Source organism: Nostocoides sp. HKS02, assembly GCF_009707485.1.
Classification (GTDB): domain Bacteria; phylum Actinomycetota; class Actinomycetes; order Actinomycetales; family Dermatophilaceae; genus Pedococcus.
Genome location: NZ_CP046121.1, coordinates 599,340 through 613,574, shown reverse-complemented (window position 1 = coordinate 613,574; position 14,235 = coordinate 599,340). Strand labels below are relative to the sequence as shown.

At 71.0% G+C, this 14,235-nt stretch carries 15 protein-coding genes, 2 tRNA genes and 1 pseudogene; 13 read left to right on the top strand and 5 right to left on the bottom strand.

What is annotated here, in order from left to right; all coding sequences use genetic code 11:
- The first annotated feature begins 10 nt into the window (after window positions 1-10).
- The 5 genes from GKE56_RS02870 (at window position 11) to fabF (ending at window position 4,999) form a co-directional block, all read left to right on the top strand.
- Complete coding sequence (locus tag GKE56_RS02870; protein WP_230209144.1) at window positions 11-1,189, top strand: CdaR family transcriptional regulator; 1,179 nt, start codon at window positions 11-13, stop codon at window positions 1,187-1,189.
- Between the two features lie 100 nt (window positions 1,190-1,289).
- Window positions 1,290-2,294: an ACP S-malonyltransferase gene (locus tag GKE56_RS02865; protein ID WP_154683270.1), complete on the top strand. Its 1,005-nt coding sequence runs from the start codon at window positions 1,290-1,292 to the stop codon at window positions 2,292-2,294.
- A 1-nt stretch (window position 2,295) separates the two neighbouring features.
- Window positions 2,296-3,318: a beta-ketoacyl-ACP synthase III gene (locus tag GKE56_RS02860; RefSeq protein ID WP_154683269.1), complete on the top strand. Its 1,023-nt coding sequence runs from the start codon at window positions 2,296-2,298 to the stop codon at window positions 3,316-3,318.
- 81 nt (window positions 3,319-3,399) lie between these two features.
- Complete coding sequence (locus tag GKE56_RS02855; RefSeq protein ID WP_154685579.1) at window positions 3,400-3,648, top strand: acyl carrier protein; 249 nt, start codon at window positions 3,400-3,402, stop codon at window positions 3,646-3,648.
- Between the two features lie 106 nt (window positions 3,649-3,754).
- Complete coding sequence (fabF, locus tag GKE56_RS02850) at window positions 3,755-4,999, top strand: beta-ketoacyl-ACP synthase II (protein WP_154683268.1); 1,245 nt, start codon at window positions 3,755-3,757, stop codon at window positions 4,997-4,999.
- A 1-nt stretch (window position 5,000) separates the two neighbouring features.
- On the opposite strand, the gene GKE56_RS02845 is transcribed toward fabF, so the two are convergent.
- Window positions 5,001-5,624, bottom strand: coding sequence for a hypothetical protein (locus GKE56_RS02845; RefSeq protein ID WP_154683267.1), 624 nt, complete (start codon window positions 5,622-5,624; stop codon window positions 5,001-5,003).
- Between the two features lie 118 nt (window positions 5,625-5,742).
- Window positions 5,743-6,258, bottom strand: a complete 516-nt coding sequence (locus tag GKE56_RS02840) for a DUF3145 domain-containing protein (RefSeq protein WP_154683266.1) — start codon at window positions 6,256-6,258, stop codon at window positions 5,743-5,745.
- Between the two features lie 307 nt (window positions 6,259-6,565).
- Here GKE56_RS02840 and GKE56_RS02835 point away from each other — a divergent pair.
- Window positions 6,566-6,642, top strand: a tRNA-Ile gene (locus GKE56_RS02835).
- 86 nt (window positions 6,643-6,728) lie between these two features.
- Here GKE56_RS02835 and GKE56_RS02830 read toward each other — a convergent pair.
- Complete coding sequence (locus GKE56_RS02830) at window positions 6,729-6,899, bottom strand: Flp family type IVb pilin (protein ID WP_154683265.1); 171 nt, start codon at window positions 6,897-6,899, stop codon at window positions 6,729-6,731.
- A 279-nt stretch (window positions 6,900-7,178) separates the two neighbouring features.
- Here GKE56_RS02830 and GKE56_RS02825 point away from each other — a divergent pair, with 279 nt between their 5' ends.
- From GKE56_RS02825 to GKE56_RS02810, 4 genes and pseudogenes are all read left to right on the top strand, one after another.
- Window positions 7,179-7,379, top strand: a complete 201-nt coding sequence (locus tag GKE56_RS02825; protein ID WP_154683264.1) for a hypothetical protein — start codon at window positions 7,179-7,181, stop codon at window positions 7,377-7,379.
- Between the two features lie 193 nt (window positions 7,380-7,572).
- Window positions 7,573-8,220: pseudogene (locus GKE56_RS17780) on the top strand (YfhO family protein); the annotation flags it as partial.
- A gap of 97 nt (window positions 8,221-8,317) precedes the next feature.
- On the top strand, window positions 8,318-10,042 hold the full coding sequence (locus GKE56_RS17160; RefSeq protein WP_154683262.1) for a YfhO family protein: 1,725 nt from the start codon (window positions 8,318-8,320) through the stop codon (window positions 10,040-10,042).
- Window positions 10,043-10,086: 44 nt separating this feature from the next.
- Window positions 10,087-11,043, top strand: coding sequence for a glycosyltransferase (locus GKE56_RS02810; protein ID WP_154683261.1), 957 nt, complete (start codon window positions 10,087-10,089; stop codon window positions 11,041-11,043).
- A 49-nt stretch (window positions 11,044-11,092) separates the two neighbouring features.
- Here GKE56_RS02810 and GKE56_RS02805 read toward each other — a convergent pair whose 3' ends face one another.
- Complete coding sequence (locus GKE56_RS02805; protein WP_154683260.1) at window positions 11,093-11,896, bottom strand: HAMP domain-containing histidine kinase; 804 nt, start codon at window positions 11,894-11,896, stop codon at window positions 11,093-11,095.
- 333 nt (window positions 11,897-12,229) lie between these two features.
- Between GKE56_RS02805 and GKE56_RS02800 the strand changes: the two genes are divergently transcribed.
- Genes GKE56_RS02800 through GKE56_RS02790 form a run of 3 tightly spaced genes read left to right on the top strand, consistent with a single transcriptional unit; the run spans window position 12,230 to window position 14,060 of the window.
- The gene (locus GKE56_RS02800; protein ID WP_154683259.1) at window positions 12,230-12,430 is read left to right on the top strand and encodes a hypothetical protein; all 201 of its coding nucleotides are present in this window, start codon (window positions 12,230-12,232) and stop codon (window positions 12,428-12,430) included.
- A gap of 50 nt (window positions 12,431-12,480) precedes the next feature.
- The gene (locus GKE56_RS02795) at window positions 12,481-13,209 is read left to right on the top strand and encodes an amino acid ABC transporter ATP-binding protein (RefSeq protein ID WP_230209279.1); all 729 of its coding nucleotides are present in this window, start codon (window positions 12,481-12,483) and stop codon (window positions 13,207-13,209) included.
- A 20-nt stretch (window positions 13,210-13,229) separates the two neighbouring features.
- Complete coding sequence (locus GKE56_RS02790; protein ID WP_154683257.1) at window positions 13,230-14,060, top strand: glutamate ABC transporter substrate-binding protein; 831 nt, start codon at window positions 13,230-13,232, stop codon at window positions 14,058-14,060.
- 88 nt (window positions 14,061-14,148) lie between these two features.
- On the opposite strand, the gene GKE56_RS02785 is transcribed toward GKE56_RS02790, so the two are convergent.
- Window positions 14,149-14,224 (bottom strand) — tRNA-Asn (locus GKE56_RS02785).
- Between the last annotated feature and the right edge of the window lie 11 nt (window positions 14,225-14,235).

The following is a 14,235-nucleotide window of genomic DNA, read 5'->3' as shown; positions in this document are numbered from 1 at the left end:
GACTGCCCGTATGCCGTCGCGCCAGGACACCTCGCAGGTCACCCTGCAGCGGGTGGAGCGGGCCGCCGGAGAGCTCTCCACCGCGGCGATCCGCCGGATGGAGGCGAGCCACGAGTGGTACCGCGCCCTGTCCGCCGAGGACCGGTCGTGGGTGGGACTCGTGGCCCAGGCCGGCATCGCCGCGTTCATCGCCTGGCTCCGCGCGGGGGGCGACCAGGTCCCGGTGACCGCCGACGTGTTCGGCACGGCACCGCGAGAGCTGACCCGCTCGATCACCCTGCGCCAGACCCTCGACCTCGTCCGGTCGGTCGTCGACGTGGTCGAGCTCGATGCCACCGCGCTCGCCGAGCCGGGTGAGGAGCAGGCCCTGCGCGAGTCCGTCCTGCGGTACTCGCGCGAGATCGCGTTCGCCGCTGCCGAGGTCTACGCCCACGCCGCGGAGGCCCGCGGCGCGTGGGACGCCCGGCTCGAAGGACTCGTGGTGGACGCCGTGCTCCGCGGTGAGGCCGACGACTCGATGCAGTCGCGGGCCGCCGCGCTCGGGTGGGGCACGACGACCCGTGTCGCCGTCATCGCCGGAAGCACGCCCGCCGGCAGCCCTGCGGGGGTGGTCGACGGCCTGCGCCGTGCTGCGCAGAAGGTCGGCGTCGACATCCTCGCCGCGATCCAGGGCCGTCGCCTGGTCTGCATCCTCGGCAACGTCGACGACCCCCTCGAGGCCACCCGCGCAGTCGCCGACCACTTCGGCGACGGGCCGGTGGTGGTCGGCCCCCGGGTGCCGCACCTGTTCGCGGCGGGACGCTCCGCGCGGGCGGCACTGGCGGGGCACTCCTGCGCCCATGCCTGGCCGCAGGCCCCCCGGCCGGTCGCGGCCGACGACCTGCTGGCCGAGCGCGTCCTCGTGGGTGACGGTCCCGCCCGGGCCCTGCTGCTCGACCGGATCTGGCACCCGCTCGTGGGCGCGGGTGGCGGTCTGCTCGACACCGCGGCCGTCTACCTCGAGTCGGCGGGCGGCCTCGAGGGCACCGCTCGGCTGCTGTTCGTCCACCCCAACACGGTCCGGTACCGCCTCGGCAAGATCGCCGACCTCACCGGCTACCAGCTGACCGACCAACACGACGCCCACACCGTGCGGATCGCGCTCGCGCTCGGCCGCCTCAGCCAGTCCTCTCGATCGCGGCCTGCGTAGACCCTGGTCCCACCTTTTGTAGACATCCTCCAAGACACGCCCGCGATGTTGGTGCCAAACGGTCACGCTGCGGGGCCACCCCGACCGCAAGGCTGGGACCGTGCTCGCCATCGTGTGCCCCGGACAGGGCTCCCAGACCCCCGGCTTCCTCACCCCTTGGCTGGAGCTGCCCGCCTTCCGGGCGCGGCTCGAGTCGCTCTCCGACGTCGCCGAGGTCGACCTCGTCGCCCACGGCACCACCTCCGACGCCGAGACGATCAAGGACACCGCAGTCGCCCAGCCGCTCATCGTGGGCGCGGGTCTGGCGGTGGCCGCAGTCCTGCTCCCTGACGGACCGAGCGGGCCAGTCGGGGTCACCGGCGGCCACTCGGTGGGCGAGATCACCGCCGCAGCCTTCGCCGGTGTGCTCGACGACCGCGACGCGATGGTGTTCGTCCGCGAGCGCGGCAGGGGTATGGCTGCCGCCAGCGCGACGACTCCGACCGGCATGAGCGCGGTGCTCGGCGGAGACCCCGCCGAGGTCGCCGCGGCGCTGGAGCGCCACGGCCTCACGGCGGCGAACGCCAACGGCGCGGGGCAGGTCGTGGCCGCCGGCACCCTCGAGCAGCTCGCCGCCCTGGCCGCGGAGCCACCCGCCAAGGCCCGAGTCATCCCCCTGCAGGTCGCCGGGGCATTCCACACCAGTCACATGGCGCCCGCAGTCGACGCGCTCTCGAGCCTCAGTGCCGGGTTCAAGACCCGCGATCCTGCGGTCACCCTGCTGTCGAACGCCGACGGCGCCGCGGTGTCCGGCGGTGCCGACGCGCTGGCTCGCCTCGTCCGCCAGGTGAGCAACCCCGTCCGTTGGGACCAGTGCATGCAGACCATGGTCTCCATGGGTGTCACGACCCTCATCGAGCTGGCCCCGGCCGGAACTCTGGTCGGCCTCGCCAAGCGCGCGATGCCGGGAGTTGCCACACTGGCAGTGAAGACCCCCGATGACCTCGAGAAGGCCCAGCAGCTCATTGCCGAGTCCGGCTCGGCGCGGGACGGCGACCCCGCCTCCGTGACACCTCCCTCGACACCCTCCTCGACACCTTCCTCGTCCGACGCGCAAGAGGCCTGACATGACCACACCCGTCCCCAAGGGCACCGGCATCATCACCGAATCCACGGGCGCCCGCCACACCCGGATCCTCGGCGTGGGCGGCTACCGGCCCGAACGCGTCGTCCCCAACTCCGAGATCGTCGAGGCGATCGACTCCTCCGACCAGTGGATCCAGGAACGCTCGGGCATCAAGAGCCGCCGGTTCGCCGCCAAGGACGAGTCGGTGGTCGACATGTCCGAGGCAGCCACCCGCGAGGCGCTCGCCGCCGCCGGGCTCGAGGCCGCCCAGGTCGACGCCGTCATCGTCGCGACGGTCACGCACCCCTACCAGACCCCTGCCGCCGCGCCGATCCTCGCCGACCGCCTCGGTATCCGCGGGGCGGCCTTCGACATCTCGGCGGCCTGCGCCGGCTACTGCCACGGCATCAGCCTGGCCAGCGACATGGTCCGCGGCGGGTCCGCCCAGCACGTCCTGGTCGTCGGCGTCGAGAAGCTCTCGGACTTCACCGACCCCACCGACCGCGGCACGGCGTTCATCTTCGGCGACGGCGCCGGGGCGGCGATCGTCGGCCCGAGCGACGTCCCCGGCATCGGCCCCACGGTCTGGGGGTCCGACGGCTCGCAGTGGCGGACCATCTCCCAGCGAGACAGCTGGGTCGAGCTCAAGGAGTCCGACGGCCTCGGCTCGCCCGCGATCGGCATGGCCGGCCAGGCCGTCTTCCGCTGGGCGGTGTGGGGCATGGCTCCCGTGGCCCAGAAGGCCCTGGATGCCGCAGGCGTCCGCGCCGAGGACCTCGACGCCTTCATCCCCCACCAGGCCAACATGCGGATCATCGACGCGATGATCAAGCAGCTCAAGCTGCCCGCCGACATCCCGGTGGCTCGCGACATCGCCGAGACGGCCAACACCTCGGCCGCCTCGATCCCGCTGGCCACCGAGCGGATGCTGCGCGAGGGCGAGGCACCGCACGGCGGTCTGGCCCTGCAGATCGGCTTCGGGGCCGGGTTGGTCTACGCCGCACAGGTCGTGGTCCTGCCCTGAGCAGACTCCCGCTGGCCCGCGGGTGAACCGGGCCGACCGATGCACAACCACCGCACATCAACCATGAAGGAGCTGAGCCAGATGGCGCAGAGCGAGCAGGAGATCCTCGAGGGTCTGGCCGAGATCGTCAACGAGGAGACCGGCCTCGACACCGAGTCGGTGCAGCCGGAGAAGTCGTTCACCGACGACCTCGACATCGACTCGCTGTCGATGATGACCATCGTGGTCAACGCCGAGGAGAAGTTCGGCGTGCGGATCCCCGACGACGAGGTCAAGAACCTCAAGACCGTCGGCGATGCCGTGAGCTTCATCGCCACCAACCAGAGCTGAGCCCCACCCGGCGCGGGGCGCGGCATACGGCGGTCACCGCCGAGCCCGCGGCGTCCCGCGCCGGTGCACCACCCACGCACCACCCGACGAAGGAGCACATCCAGCCATGACCGAGCAGCGACGCGTCGTCGTCACGGGCCTGGGCGCCACCACTCCCGTGGGGGGCACCGTCCCGGAGACCTGGGACGCGATCCTCGCGGGCCGTTCGGGCGCCCGCACCATGCCCTACGACTGGGTGGAGAAGTACGAGCTGCCGGTGACATTCGCCGCGGTCATCCACACCCCGCCCGAGGAGGTGCTCTCCAAGGTGGAGGTGCGCCGCCTCGACCCGAGCGCGCAGTACGCGCTGATCGCCACCCGCGAGGCCTGGGCGCACGCCGGCAGCCCGCAGGTCGAGCCCGAGCGGCTCGCCGCGTGCATCGGCACCGGCATCGGCGGTGTGTGGACCCTGCTGTCCCAGTGGGACAACCTCAAGGAGAAGGGTCCGCGGCGGGTCTTCCCCCTCGCGGTCCCGATGCTCATGCCCAACGCGTCCTCCGCCGCGGTGTCGCTGGAGATCGGCGCTCGCGCGGGGGCGCACACCCCCGTGTCCGCCTGCGCCTCCGGCCTCGAGGCGATGGGGTATGCCGCCGAGATGATCCGCAGCGGCCGCGCCGACGTGGCCGTCGCCGGTGGCACCGAGGGCGCCGTCCACGCGCTGCCCATTGCCGGGTTCGCGGCCATGCAGGCCCTCTCGACCCGCAACGACGACCCCGAGCGGGCCTCCCGCCCTTATGACACCGGTCGTGACGGGTTCGTGCTCGGTGAGGGCGCCGGCGTCATGGTGCTCGAGGAGTACGAGCACGCCGTGGCCCGCGGGGCGACCATCTACGCAGAGCTGGCCGGGCTGGGCATGTCGGCCGACTCCCACCACATCGCCGCGCCCGAGCCCGAGGGTGCCGGCGCCTCTCGCGCGATGGTCGAAGCCGTCCAGCGTGCGGGCCTGTCCCCCAAGGACATCGTCCACGTCAACGCGCACGCGACGTCCACCCCAGTCGGCGACGTAGCCGAGTCGAACGCCATCCGGCGTGCGTTCGGCGACGACGCCGACGGTATGCCGGTCAGCGCGACGAAGTCGATGACCGGGCACCTGCTGGGGGCCGCCGGCGCGCTCGAAGGCGTCCTGACCGTGCTGGCGCTGCACCACCGCGTCGCCCCGGCGACCATCAACCTCGACGACTTCGACCCCGCGATCAAGCTCGACGTCGTGCATGGCGAGGCGCGCAAGCTGCCCGAGGGCGACATCGCGGCGCTGAACAACTCGTTCGGCTTCGGCGGCCACAACGTCGCGGTGGTCTTCACCAGCGTCTGACCTAGCGGGTCGGCGACCCGGTTCCGTGCCCGGGGAGCTTGATCGTGATCAGGGGTGAGCTCGTCGGTGACGGTGCCGGCGGGGTCGTCGTCGACCTCACCGGGGCCGGCGCCGCGGTGGACACCGGCTGGGGCGCCAGCGCGGCCGTCGTGCGCACCGGCGTGGGTGTCGCCCGAGCCTTCGACCGCGAGGCCGTGGTCGCGCTCGCTCGGGCGGCGGCGGTCGTGGGGGCCGTCGTCGCGACGGCCGCGGGCGGGGCCGGCGAAACCGGCACGGTGGCGGCAGCCGGCGCAGGTGCCGCGGCCGCTGCTGGCTCGGCGCGACTGGGCAGCATGAACGCGAAGACGCCCACCGAGGTCAGCCCGGCGATCCAGAGCAGCACCAGGGAGGGCAGGGGCCGCCACGCACCCCCGCGGGTCGCGACCCGGTGCTTGGCGAGCTCGCGGACGTAGAACGCCGCGGTCACGACCGACGCCGCGAGGACCAGCCACAGGCCCCACGCCACGAGTCCAGTGGCCACCGTCAATCCCGCTCCGAGGATGCGCCAGGCGCACCAGAGCACGAGCAGAACGGCGAGCCCACCGAGTGCGGGCAGGCCAGCAGCGGGCAGGTTGCGGCGGGTCACAGGCACCTCCTGGGTCTGTCGATCAACGCGACAGGTTACCCGGGACGCCGACGATCCCCCGAAACGTGCAGGTCAGAGGGCCGTGGGCGGCCTGAGCTCAGGGTGCCGGCCGGACTGCTCAACCCACCTTGTGGAGCCATCGCACCGGAGCCCCGTCGCCGGCATACCGGAAGGGCTCGAGCTCGGCGTCCCAGTCGCTGCCGAGCAGCTCCTCGACCATCTCCGCCATCGCCTCAGGAGATCCCTGCGAGAGCCGCAGGACCTCGCGCAGGCGGTCCTCGTTGATGACCGCGTCACCGGCGGCCGAGGTCCAGGTGTGGTGGATGCCCAGGCGGGGGGTGTGCGACCACCGCGAGCCGTCGGCGCCGGGACTGGGCTCCTCGGTGATCTCATAGCGCAGTCCGTCCCACCCACGCAGGGTGGAGGCGAGCTTGGCGCCGGTGCCTTGCACACCGCTCCACGGGAACTCCGCGCGGACGAGTGCGGCACCGGCTGGCTGACGGGTCCAGTCGATCGACAGGCGGCTGTCGAGCGCGGACTCCAGGGCCCAGGTGATGTGCGGGCACAGCGCAGTCGGGGTGGAGTGAATGAACACCACCCCGCGGGTCATGACACGCGGCATCGCGACGGACATCCGGGCCTCCTTGGTGTGCGAGGGACGTCTTCCCCACGAACCTCTGCACGGGTGGCTCGGCATGATGCCGCGACTCTTCGGTTGTTGCGCTGGCCCCATTGTGCACCATGGATCACATCCGCACCAGCACCATCACTGGTATCGGCGCGAGCGCGCCTGTTGGTGACGAAACGCCCGGATATCCGGAAGTTCCGGCACCGACCCGTCCGACCACCGCCGGGGGACCCGCTCTGACACAATCTGCTCGGCACAGGAGCGCAACACCGGTCTCCGTCCGATGGGCGACCGGCGGCCTCCTGGGCCCAGCGGGGCAGTAGCTCAGTCGGTCAGAGCAGCGGACTCATAATCCGTCGGTCGTCGGTTCAAGCCCGACCTGCCCCACCACAGCCCCACGACGGCCCCACGGCAGCCCCCACAGCGCCACGGCGGTGGCGCGTGAGCACCTCGGTGGCACGGACGGCCGCCGCTGGCTAGACGCTCGTGGCGACCTGGTTGAACAGGCTGTTGAGGCTGCCGCCGAGCAACGTGACGGCGGCAATGATGACGATGGCGATCAGGGCCACCATCAGTCCGTACTCGACTGCGGTGGCGCCCTGCTCACGCGAGATGTGGAGACGAAGCTTGGCGACGATGCTGGTCATGGGGATCCCCTTACGAGCTCAAATGGTTGTGTTTACAAACAATGACCTGCGATCGCCTGCTGAGGGATCGGCTTGGTAGTCAGAACTGACTAGTCCCTCTGGCCGGGACGCATCGACCGAACGGCCGAGCCGAGTCGCGTGCTGACCCACGCCGACACGCGACCACCAGCCCTCGGACCAGCGCACGTCGACCGAAGGGACGAGGGCCGGACTAGGGCAAAGGGCCCGACTCGGGTGAAGTTGCCCCACCTGCCCTGCCGGCCAGCGCATCCTTGCAGCGTGTGGTGGCCATGGTTCGAGCTCGAAGCCGCGCGCGACCCGCTGTTGAGCGGCGAGCGCGAGCTGCTGTCGCGCGTCATGGCAGTGACTGCTCGCGGTGAACGGCGTCGACTGTCCCTGGCCGAGCTCGACCGACTGCTGGAGGTCCCGGCGCGCGAGCACGTCGAGGACGTCGCCCCAGAGCGCGCCGAGGTGGCCTGACCCACCCCTCGCCCCTGCGCGCGACGGCCCCAGTCGCGGACGTCCTCCCCGCCCGCCCGACATGGACGGCGCGCTCCTGAGCGGGACCTGAAGCAGCGCGCAGAATGCCTCACCCTCCCGGGTAGGCTCTGGGCGCCGGTTCCAAGCGCTCCGGCGAAGGATCGCCGCGGCATATGCCTGGAGGGTGGTGTGCATGAGTCGAGCTGACGGACTTCTGCGTGGTCGGCGGCTCCTCACCCCCCTCGTGGCGGCTCTCGTGACGGGCCTGCTGTGGAGCCTCGCGTCCCTGCTCGAGGATCGGCCGCCGTGGGGCGGCCAGGACCGAGTGCTGGGCGACCTCGGCAACCAGAGCATCCCGTTCCTGGCCTACTACCGTGACGTGCTCACGGGCCACGCAGACGGCAACCTCCAGTTCGCCTGGGGCATGGGTTACGGCCAGTCGTTCGGCCCCACCTTCACGATGTACCTCTCGAACCCGCTCAACGTGGTCGTGGTGCTGTTCCCGCGCCTGGCGATGCCCACGGCCATCGCGACCGTCACGATCCTGACGGCCATGGCCGGCGCAGCGACGATGACCCTGCTCCTGCAACGCCTCCGGCCAGGCACCCCCGTACTTGCGATCGCGCTGGGCGCGGCCTACGCCACGAGCCAGTACGCCGTGAACGACGCCTCCTACCAACCCATGTGGCTCGTGGGAGGGGCTGCCCTGCCGCTCATGGTCTACTCCGCCCTCTGGGTGCGCGAGCGCCGCCGGGTGGCCTGGCTGACGCCGCTGCTCTTCTTCGTCTGCTGGTACAGCAACTTCTACACGTCGTGGATGGCCACCCTGGCCTCTGGCCTGATCGTCTGCGCCATGATCGTGGCGCAGCCGTCCGAGTGGCCACGGCCCTGGCTCACGCTCGCCCGCTGGGCGGGCCTCGCGGTCCCTCGGGATCGTCATGGATGCCTTCGCCCTGGTGCCGACCTACGTCGCCGTCAAGCACTCGGCGATGACCAAGGACGTCCCGTTCGTCCCGGGCGCGTGGCAAGACTGGGCCGGGCGCCTGCTGGTCGGCACCGAGGGAATCGGGTGGGCCCCGTCGCTCGGCATCGGAGTCCTGCTTGGGTCCGTGCTCGTCACCTGCGTCGTGCTCACGATTCGGGACCGCCGCACCATCACGTGGGTCGGGCTCCTCGTCCTGGTGGCCCTCTCGCTGCGGTGGCACGTGACCTCGATCGTCTGGCACGGCTTTGACAGCCCCGACGGCAACTTCTTCCGGGAGGCGTTCGTCCTGGTCGCCATGCAGGTGATCCTGCTGTGGCAGCTGCTCCCTGCCCTGACCGCTCGCGGCTGGAAGCGCTCGGGAGTGACCGCCCTCATCGTGGCGATCGGGTATGCCGCCGTGGTCGCCGTGACGCGCGGGAGCCACGTGGTCACTGCGCGGACGGCCCTGGTGTCCCTGGTCCTCGCTGCGGTGGCCGTGGTGCTGATCACCGCACTGGCCCGCGGCCGGCGGATCGGCGTGGTCGCGGTGGCAGCACTGGTGGTGCTCGTGGCTGGCGAGGTGGTGGTCAACCACGTGGCCATCATCCATCGACGCGAGACTCGGTTCGCGGGCCAGATGGTGAACCTCGATGGGCTCTCGGCCAAGGCCGACGTCGTGGCACGCGTCCGCGCCGCGGGGGCCGGCGGAGCCCGTGTCGGCGTGACGACGCGCACCACGACGAACGACCCGATGCTCTTCGGTGGTGCTTCGGGCACCTCCTACACCACCATGATGCCGAAGACGCTCAGTGACCTGCTGGTCAACGCCGGGATGACGGCAGGCGCCGGTGGGCGTCGGCTGACAGGCAGCTCGAACCTCCTCGAGGACACCGCCTTCGGCGTCTCCCAGCGGGTCACGTGGCGCGCCGGGCGAACCTTCACCGTGCAGCACCCCGGCGTGACCCTGGCCCGCTGGGTGCCGTCGGCACTGGTGCACACGCCGACCGCGACCGCTGGGGACCCGCTGGCCCTCTACTCCGCCCTGTTGCAGCTGCCGCGGCGCCAGCCCGACCTCCAGCACGGGTCGGGGGCGCTCTTCCCGACGGCGAGGTTCAGCGTCGGATGCCCGGTCGGCTCTGGGCTCCTGGTGGTCAATGCGACGACCTCACGGGTCACGGCCAAAGTCGCCGGCCAGGCCACGCAGTCCTCCGCCGACCCCTGGACCGGTCACCTGCTCGTCCTGACCTTGTCGCCCACTGCGCGCGCAGAGGTGGACGTGACCCGGCCGACGGCCGGTACGGCCATGCCGGCGATGACCTGCACGACGACCCGGCCCGCCCAGCTGGGTCAGCCCGCGCCGATCCAGCACGACGCCACTGGCTTCACTGTGCAGGTCCCGGCCGCGCGGTCCCATGACACCCTGCTGCTCGCCACGGCAGCCACGGATGAGTGGTCCTGCCAGCAGAGCGGGTCCACCTCCCGCATCTCCACCGGTTCGTTCCACCGGTTGCTGACGGTGGCTCCGGGCGGGGCCGGCGTCCTCACGTGCCGGTTCACGCCGCGGGCCTTCCCCTCGGGTGTGCTCGTGAGCCTCGTCGCACTCCTGGCCTGGCTGGCGACGCTCGCCATCGCCTGGCGTCGAAGCTCGGCTCGGCCTCGCTGGCGCCGTCCGAGGGCCGGCACGTTGTTACGCTCCTGATGCCCGCGGTGCCCGATGTTGTCCCTCTCGAGCAAGGTTCCCTGATGACTGACCCCTATCGGCCCACGGTGGCTGCGATCGTCCCGTGCTACAACGAGGAAGCGGCCATCGGCACCGTTGTCCGAGACCTGCGTCTGGCGCTGCCGGACGCTGAGATCTACGTGTACGACAACGCCTCGACCGACGCGACGGTCCAGCGTGCCGAGGAAGCCGGCGCGATCGTCCGCTCCGAGCCTCGCAAGGGCAAGGGCAACGTGGTGCGACGCGCCTTCGCCGACATCGACGCCGACGTGGTCGTGCTCATCGACGGAGACGACACGTATGACGCGACGCGGGCGGGCGACCTGGTCGCCACCCTCCTCGAGGGACCGTACGACCACGTCCTGGGCGTCCGCTCGACGGTGTCCGACTCGGCATACCGGCCGGGGCACGCCGTCGGAAACCGGCTGCTCACCGGCGTGGTCGGCCTGCTGTTCGGCCGGGAGGTCAGCGACATGCTCAGCGGGTACCGCGCCTTCTCGCGCAGGTACGTCAAGTCCTTCCCGGCCCTCTCACAGGAGTTCGAGACCGAGACCGAGATGACCGTGCACGCCCTCCGTCTGCGACTGCCCGCGGCCGAGGTCGTCACCGACTTCAAGGACCGGGCTGCGGGCAGCGAGAGCAAGCTGCGCACCTACCGCGACGGCTGGCGCATCCTCAAGCTCATCCTCGCCCTCGCCCGCCGCGAGCGGCCAGCGCTCTTCCACGGCGTCATCGCGGCCCTCGTCACGGTGGCCGCTCTGGCGCTCGGCACCCCCGTCATCGTGGACTACCTCCACACCGGAGAGGTGGCCCGCTTCCCCACGGCCATCCTGGCCTCAGCCATGATGATCATCGCGACCGTGACCGCGGTCCTCGGCTACACCCTCGACGCGCTGGCGCACAGCCGTCAGGAGAGCGCTCGACTCGCGTACCTGAGGTTTCCGGCTCCTGGCGCGACGCACCCCGTGCGCGACCTCTAGGTTCGACCCGGCGTGAGCGGGGCCGCCTCCACCGGGCGACCGGAGCAGGTCACGCGGCGTGGCTGGCCGCGGTCAGGGCAGCCTTGGGCAGGAACACCTCGAAGCACGTCGGACGCTCCCGACTCGAGGTGAGCTCGCCCCCGAGCGCCTCGGTGATGCGCTTGGCGAGCGCAAGGCGCGGCTCACGGTTTGCCCCAACCTGCGCCGGCAGGTCACGCGCCGGCGACTGGTCCGCGACGCGGATCCTCGCCCGGTCGCCCAGGCAGTCCAGCCGGATGTCGATGTCGCCGGTGCCGTACTTGAGGGCGGCGCCGATGAGGATGTCGAGCACGCGGCCGATCGGGACCGGCGAGGCCGAGACGAGCGCGGGCGCCGGTAGCGCGGACAGTCGCACCTGCCGTCGAGAGGCGATGGCCGTGTCGGCCCACCGGCGTTGAGCGTCGATCGCCGCCACGGCGGCATCCGTCGGGCTGTCGGCGACGGCGACCTCGACTCCCGGCCGCGGTGCTGCAGGGCTCGAGGAGAGCAGGCCAGACCCCGGGCCGACAGCCCGCTCCGCGGCGTCCGCCTGGAGCAGCAGCCCCGTCAAGGAAGCCTGTGCCGTGGCCCGGTGGCCGGCGGCACGGGCATAGAGCAGGATGCCGGGGAGCGCGGCGACCGCCGCGCCGACGAGGGCGGGCAGCGCCATGCTGAGGCCCGCCTGCAGGGGGTCCAGACCCAGAGCCGGTCCCGGCCATCCGAAGGCGGTCGCACCCATGGTGGCGACCGCCCCCAGGGCGACCGAGGACATCAGCACCGCCAGGACGGTGGTCGGGGTCGGGGCGCCCACCGGGCGCGTCATCGGGCGCGTCATCGCGGCTCTCCGACGGAGGACGAGACCGACGCCATTTGCTCAAGCGATGCCCTTTGCATGGCTGCATCATGCCGAATGCTTACCTTTGTCCGATGGCCTTTTTACCCTTTCTTTACTATTTATCGTCATCTGAGGCAGCACGGGCGGCGATGACGCACCCTCTCGGCATTGGCCCGCGAGATCCCCCATCTTCGTGCGTTTGCCTCGCTGTGATGCCCTGACCTGCCGCGATCTACGTCAAACGGCCTCCGCCAGCAGGCTTAGCCCGCGCCTGCGCGGCGGCATACCAACGGGCCATGGCGGCCGGGCGCCGCCCGTGCACACACTGGAGGGGTGCAGATCGTGACATTCATCCCCAACCCCCCGGTGACCGCCCCGGTCACGGCGTGTGCGGGGACGGTCGAGATCGTCGACGGGGGCCGCCACGACTACGTCCTGCCGGATCGTCGGCGGGTCTACCGGGTGCGCTCGGTCGCGACCGGCGCCGAGTGCTGGGCCTATCTCGCCGAGCTCGTCGTGGAGTCTGTGGCCTGAGGGATTTGGGGCACCCCCGAGCCGGTAGGTTTCCGGACATGACGGAGCCATTGGTCGTCCTCACGGGCGTCAACAAGCACTTCGGCGACCTGCACGTCCTGCGCGACATCGACCTGACCATCGACCGCGGCGAGGTGGTCGTCGTGATCGGCCCCTCGGGCTCCGGCAAGTCCACCTTGTGCCGCACCATCAACCGGCTCGAGACCTTCGAGACCGGCAGCATCACCATCGACGGCAAGCCGCTGCCCGGCGCGGGCCGAGAGCTCGCAGAGCTGCGGGCGGACGTCGGCATGGTGTTCCAGTCGTTCAACCTGTTCGCCCACAAGACGATCCTCGACAACGTGACGCTGGGGCCTACGACGGTCCGCAAGACGCCCCGGGATGCGGCCGAGGCGCGCGCCATGGAGCTCCTCGACCGCGTGGGCGTGGCGCACCAGGCCGAGAAGTTCCCCGCGCAGCTCTCCGGTGGGCAGCAGCAGCGCGTGGCGATCGCGCGGTCGCTCGCGATGGACCCCAAGGTGATGCTCTTCGACGAGCCCACCTCGGCCCTCGACCCCGAGATGATCACCGAGGTCCTCGACGTCATGGTCGGCCTCGCGACGGACGGCATGACCATGGTGGTCGTCACCCACGAGATGGGCTTTGCCCGCAAGGCCGCCCACCGCGTCGTCTTCATGGCCGACGGCCAGATCATCGAGGAGAACGACCCGGAGGGGTTCTTCACGGCCCCGAGGTCGGATCGCGCGAAGGACTTCCTCAGCAAGATCCTGGCGCACTGACCGCACACACCCGAGGAGACATGGTGGTTCGACGGATTGGGGTGATGAGTGCTGCAGCCCTGCTCGCGCTCGCCCTCGCCGCCTGCGCAGGCACCGGGTCGGCGGGCGGTGGCACGGGCCGGACCTTCAAGATCGGCATCAAGTTCGACCAGCCCGGGCTCGGCCTCAAGCGGGGCTCCACCTACACCGGCCTGGACGTCGACGTGGCCAAGTACGTCGCCAAGGCGTTGGGACACAACGTCGCCGATATCCAGTGGGTCGAGGCACCGTCCGCGCAGCGCGAGACGCTGCTGTCCACCGGTCAGGTCGACATCGTCGTGGCGACCTACTCCATCACCGACGCTCGCAAGGCGAAGGTCTCGTTCGCGGGGCCTTACTTCGTCGCCGGTCAGGATCTCCTGGTGCGCTCCGACGAGACCTCGATCACCGGCCCCGACACGCTGACCGGCAAGAAGCTGTGCTCGGTCAAGGGGTCCACCTCAGCACAGAAGGTCAAGGACAAGTACCCGGGCGTGCAGCTGCAGGAGCTCAACACGTACTCGCAGTGCGTGGCCGCCCTGGTTTCCCAGGGCGTCGACGCCGTGACCACGGACAACACCATCCTGGCCGGGTATGCCGCCCAGCCCCAGTACGCGGGCATGCTCAAGGTGGTCGGCAAGACGTTCTCCGAGGAGCGCTACGGCATCGGCATCAGGAAGGGCGCCGTCACCACCTGCCAGAAGATCACCGCTGCGATCGCGCGGATGATCTCCTCCGGCGCATGGCAACAGGCCGTGGACGCCAACCTCGGGCCGGCCGGATTCACGGTCGACACCAGGCTCAACCCACCCAAGCAGGACCCCTGCTCCTGAGCGCGCCGGCTGCGCATGACACAGGCACGGGTCGATGACGCATGACACAGGCCCGGGTCGATGACCCGGGCCGTGGTCCGCAAGCGGATGGCTCCCCCGGTTGGACTCGAACCAACAACCTGCCGATTAACAGTCGGCTGCTCTGCCAATTGAGCTACAGGGGAATGTCCTTGGC